Raw genomic sequence first — 3,841 nt, forward strand, 5'->3', positions numbered from 1 at the left:
GTCCTGGTCGTGCCCGGCGACGGGCCGCGCGCCACCACCGCCGCCGGAGTCGCCGGCCTCCGCCCCGCCTCCGCCGCCGAAGAAGCCGGGCCGCAGGAAGGTTCTTCTCGCGGCAGGTGCGGCCTTGGCGGTGCTGGTGCTGGTGCTCGGCAGCATCTACTTCATCTCATCTCGGGAGACTCCGGCCACCGAGGCCGTCGCGCCGAGCCAACCGACCGCCGAGGCGCAGGCCGGATGGCAACCGATCGCCAATGCCCGTGTCGCCCGTGACGCCGTCGCCGCAACCGACGCCGACGGCACCATCTGGATTTTCGGCGGCATGGCGGCCGACAACCGCGTCACGGGAAGGCACGAGGGCTACGACCCGGCCATCGACAGTTGGAAGAGCGGTGACGCGCTGCCCGTTCCCGTGCAGCATGCGATGGCGGTGACGTGGCAGGGCACCCCGGTCGTGCTGGGCGGCTGGCGAACCGACGGCAGCAACACACGGGTCGCGACCGATCAGGTGTGGCGAGTGGTCAACAGCCGTTGGGTCTCGCTGCCGCCGTTGTTGCAGCCCAGGGCCGCGGGCGCGGCCGCGGTTGTCGGCGACCGGATCATCGTCGCCGGCGGCGTCGATGCCGCCGGAAAGCCGTTGAACAGCACCGAGATCTTCGACGGGTCCACATGGAAGTTGGGGGCCCCGATGCCGACGGCGCGACAACTGTTGGCCGCCGCTTCCGACGAGAAGTTGGTTTACGCCGTCGGCGGCAACGACGGCACGTTCGACGTGATGGCCGTCGAGGTGTACGACCCCGCCGCGGACACGTGGACCAGCCTGCCGCCGCTTCCGCAACCGCGCAGCGACTTCGGCGTGGCGATCGCCGACGGGCGACTGGTGGCCGTCGGAGGCAAGTCCGGCCAGCAGGTGCTCAAAAGCGTTGCGGCGCTCGATCTCTCCGCATCGACCTGGTCCGACCTGCCGGACATGGCGAGTCCCCGGCACGGGTTGGGCGTTGCCGCCGTCGGCAGGTCGGTATACGCCATAGGCGGTTCGACGGGTCCTGGCGACGGGCAGGTCACGTCGTCGGCCGAAGCACTGAAGCTGGCCGCGCGCCGGCCGCAGCCGGTGACGGAGTGGCGGGCGCTGCCCGATGCGCCCACGCCGCGGTTGATGATGGCGTGGGCCGTTGTCGACGACAAGATCTGGATCGCAGGCGGCATGCGCCACGGCGAAACCCTCGACGTAGTCGAGACCTACGACCCGCAGACGGGCGACTGGCAGCAGCAGCCTTCGCTGCCGGTCCCGCTGCATCATGCGACGGCCGCCGCATACCGCGGGCAGATGGTGGTGCTCGGCGGCACCACAGAGAACCTCGCCGAGGCGTCGAACAAGGTCTTCACGCTGCGCGACGGAAAGTGGGAAGAGCTTCCGCCGCTCAAGTATGCCCGCGCCGCGGCCGCGGCGACCGCCATCGGTGACAAGCTCGTCGTCGTCGGCGGGCAGAACGAGAAGCAGCTGGTGGCGCCGACCGAGGTGTTCGACGGGAAGTCCTGGACTGAAGCGGCCGATATGCCCACTCCCCGTGAGCATTTGGCGGCCGTTTCCGACGGCACGTATGTGTACGCGGTCGGTGGACGCTTCCTGTCCGCCGACGAGAACTCCGGCGCGTTCGAGCGGTTCGACCCTGCCTCCGGTGAATGGGAGAAGTTGCCGAACATGCCGACGCCGCGCGGCAGCTACGGCGCCGCGTATGTCGATGGCCGGATCGTGGCGGCCGGCGGTGAGGAGCCCACCCGGGTGCTTGCAACCGTCGAGATGTACGACATCGCCACCGGCAAGTGGCGTTCCGTTGCCTCGCTTAACGAAGCGCGTCACGCCGAGGTCGTCGCGGCCGTCGGCAACACCGTCTACTGCATCGGCGGCGCCGACCGCCCGTCGCACGAGGGCCCGATCGCGACGGTGGAGGCGCTGGACTTCACGTAGCGTTTTCGCGGAGTTGGGCGATGGTGACCGCGCCGCGGCGCAGCGCCTCGTTGGCCAGGCGTACCCGGCGATCGCCTTCGGCGGGAATGTCGAACTTGTCGTACAGGTTCTGCAGATGCTGCTTGACGGCGGCCTCGGTGACTACCAGTTCGGCTGCCATCCGTCGCACCGATGCGGGTTCGGGGAACGGGTCGTCGGACACCAGGGGCCTGCACAGTGCCATGAGCACGTCGAGCTCTCGACGCGTCAGCCGGGGCGGCAGTTGTGAGGGCTGGGCGGTAACCGTTTCTTCCTCACGCGTTTCGCCGCTGTCCCTGACTTCCCAGAACATCAGGCGCGTGGCCCCGAGGCGCAGCTCGTCACCGGATCGCAGGACACGTTCTGCGGTGATGCGTTCGCCGTTGAGATAGGTTCCGTTGCGGCTGCCCAAATCCCGTATGGACCAGGCGAACCCGAGGTTTTCCAGGACGGCGTGCAGCCGCGAGACGGTTTCGTCGTGCGAGAGCGCCACCGCGTTCGTCGAGGACTTGCCGAGCGTCACTCGCTGGCCGGTCAATGGGATCAGCTCCCGGCCCGAAGGCTTCGACACTTCCAGGTGGGACGTCATGCGGACCTCCTATGGCAGCAATTCTGACCTAGATTGCGGCTGCGCGGCCTGCTAATGCGTGCGCCGCGCCGCAGTGTGCGCAGCAGGACGGTTTCGGGGTTGGCATTCATCGTCGCGAGCGCGGGGCGTTTCGGTAATCGCCAGGAGGCGAGCTTTTCGACCGCCGTGGGAAGAACTTGCTATCTGGGAGGTAAGGTCGACGGATTTGTCGGCGGTTCGAACTAGTGTTCGAGATATGAGTTCGAAAGACGAGATCATCTCGGCGCTGGACGCCGTCGACGCAGCTCACCGCAGGCTGCTCGGGCTGCCTCTACACACACTGACCAGATCCGAGCGCATTCAACTGTTGCAACGGATCGACGAACTGGGCCGCAAGCTGGCGGACTTCGACCGCCGCTTGGTCGGCCGACTCATCACCGAGGGCGTGCCGGCCCAGTTCGGCGGGGCATCCTGGCCGGAGGTGTTATCGCGACGGCTGCGGATTTCGCTGGCCGAGGCGGAGCGACGCGTCGCAGGCGCCATCTATTCGCGCGACGTGGACCGGCCGTCGGCCTAGCGTCATGGGTTCCGCGGTTTCGCAGTGTATGGCGGCGATGGATGCGCAGGTCGATGCGTTGCTGGTCGAGTCGTTGGATGGGTTGCCGGCGGCCGAGCGGATCGCGGTGGCCTATCAGTGGGAGACGCTGGTGCGGCGGATGGAGGCGGTGCGCCACCGGCTGGTGGCCGCGGTCGCCGAGCTGCCCAAAGCCGATCTCGGGGATCGCTCGCCGGCGCGGGCACTGTCCACCGCGCTGCGGATTTCGAAAGAAGAAGCCCGCCGCCGCGTCAAGGAGGCCGCCGACCTGGCCCCGCGCCGCGGGCTGACTGGCCAAGATCTCGAGCCGGTGCTGGCCCACACCGCCGCCGCGCAGCGCCGTGGCGCCATCGGCGCCGAACACATCGCCATCATCAGGCGCTTCTTCCGCCGACTCCCCGGCTTCATTGACGCCACCACCCGCCAAGCCGCCGAAGCCGACCTCGCCCACATCGCCTCAGGTCTGCCCCCAGAAGAGTTGCGGGCGGCGGCTGAGCATCTGGCGGTGCTGCTCGACGCCGAAGGCGAACTCACCGACGCCGACCGCGCCCGCCGCAGCTACTTCAGCCTCGGCAAACAACAACCCGACGGCATGACGCCCGTACGCGGCAACTTCGACCCCGAACTGGCCGCGCTCTGGGAAGCCGTCGCCGCCAAATGGGCCGCCCCCGGCATGCTCAACCCCGACGACCCC

General features: G+C 68.6%; 4 protein-coding genes. 3 read left to right on the forward strand and 1 reads right to left on the reverse strand.

Annotation, left to right across the window (positions count from 1 at the left end; genetic code table 11):
• A partial coding sequence (locus tag CQY20_RS33325) for a Kelch repeat-containing protein (protein ID WP_109789788.1) occupies nucleotides 1-1,966 on the forward strand: 1,966 nt, incomplete at its 5' end.
• Here the strand turns inward: CQY20_RS33325 and CQY20_RS33330 are convergent.
• Nucleotides 1,959-2,573 carry an FHA domain-containing protein gene (locus tag CQY20_RS33330; RefSeq protein WP_097945556.1) on the reverse strand — a complete coding sequence of 205 codons (615 nt, stop codon included), beginning with the start codon at nucleotides 2,571-2,573 and terminating at the stop codon, nucleotides 1,959-1,961. The two genes, CQY20_RS33325 and CQY20_RS33330, sit on opposite strands and share 8 nt — an antisense overlap.
• Nucleotides 2,574-2,808: 235 nt before the next feature.
• Between CQY20_RS33330 and CQY20_RS33335 the strand changes: the two genes are divergently transcribed.
• Both CQY20_RS33335 and CQY20_RS33340 read left to right on the forward strand, forming a co-directional pair.
• Complete coding sequence (locus CQY20_RS33335) at nucleotides 2,809-3,129, forward strand: hypothetical protein (protein WP_097945559.1); 321 nt, start codon at nucleotides 2,809-2,811, stop codon at nucleotides 3,127-3,129.
• A gap of 37 nt (nucleotides 3,130-3,166) precedes the next feature.
• Nucleotides 3,167-3,841: DUF222 domain-containing protein (locus CQY20_RS33340; RefSeq protein ID WP_165789329.1), on the forward strand; the 675-nt coding region annotated here is incomplete at its 3' end.

Origin of the sequence: Mycolicibacterium agri (assembly GCF_002553505.1) — a bacterium.
GTDB lineage: Bacteria > Actinomycetota > Actinomycetes > Mycobacteriales > Mycobacteriaceae > Mycobacterium > Mycobacterium agri.

Coding starts and splice junctions, on each gene's coding strand:
- CQY20_RS33330 (WP_097945556.1), bottom strand. CDS start 2,573: ATGACGTCCCACCTGGAAGTGTCGAAGCCTTCGGGCCGGGAGCTGATC.
- CQY20_RS33335 (WP_097945559.1), top strand. CDS start 2,809: ATGAGTTCGAAAGACGAGATCATCTCGGCGCTGGACGCCGTCGACGCA.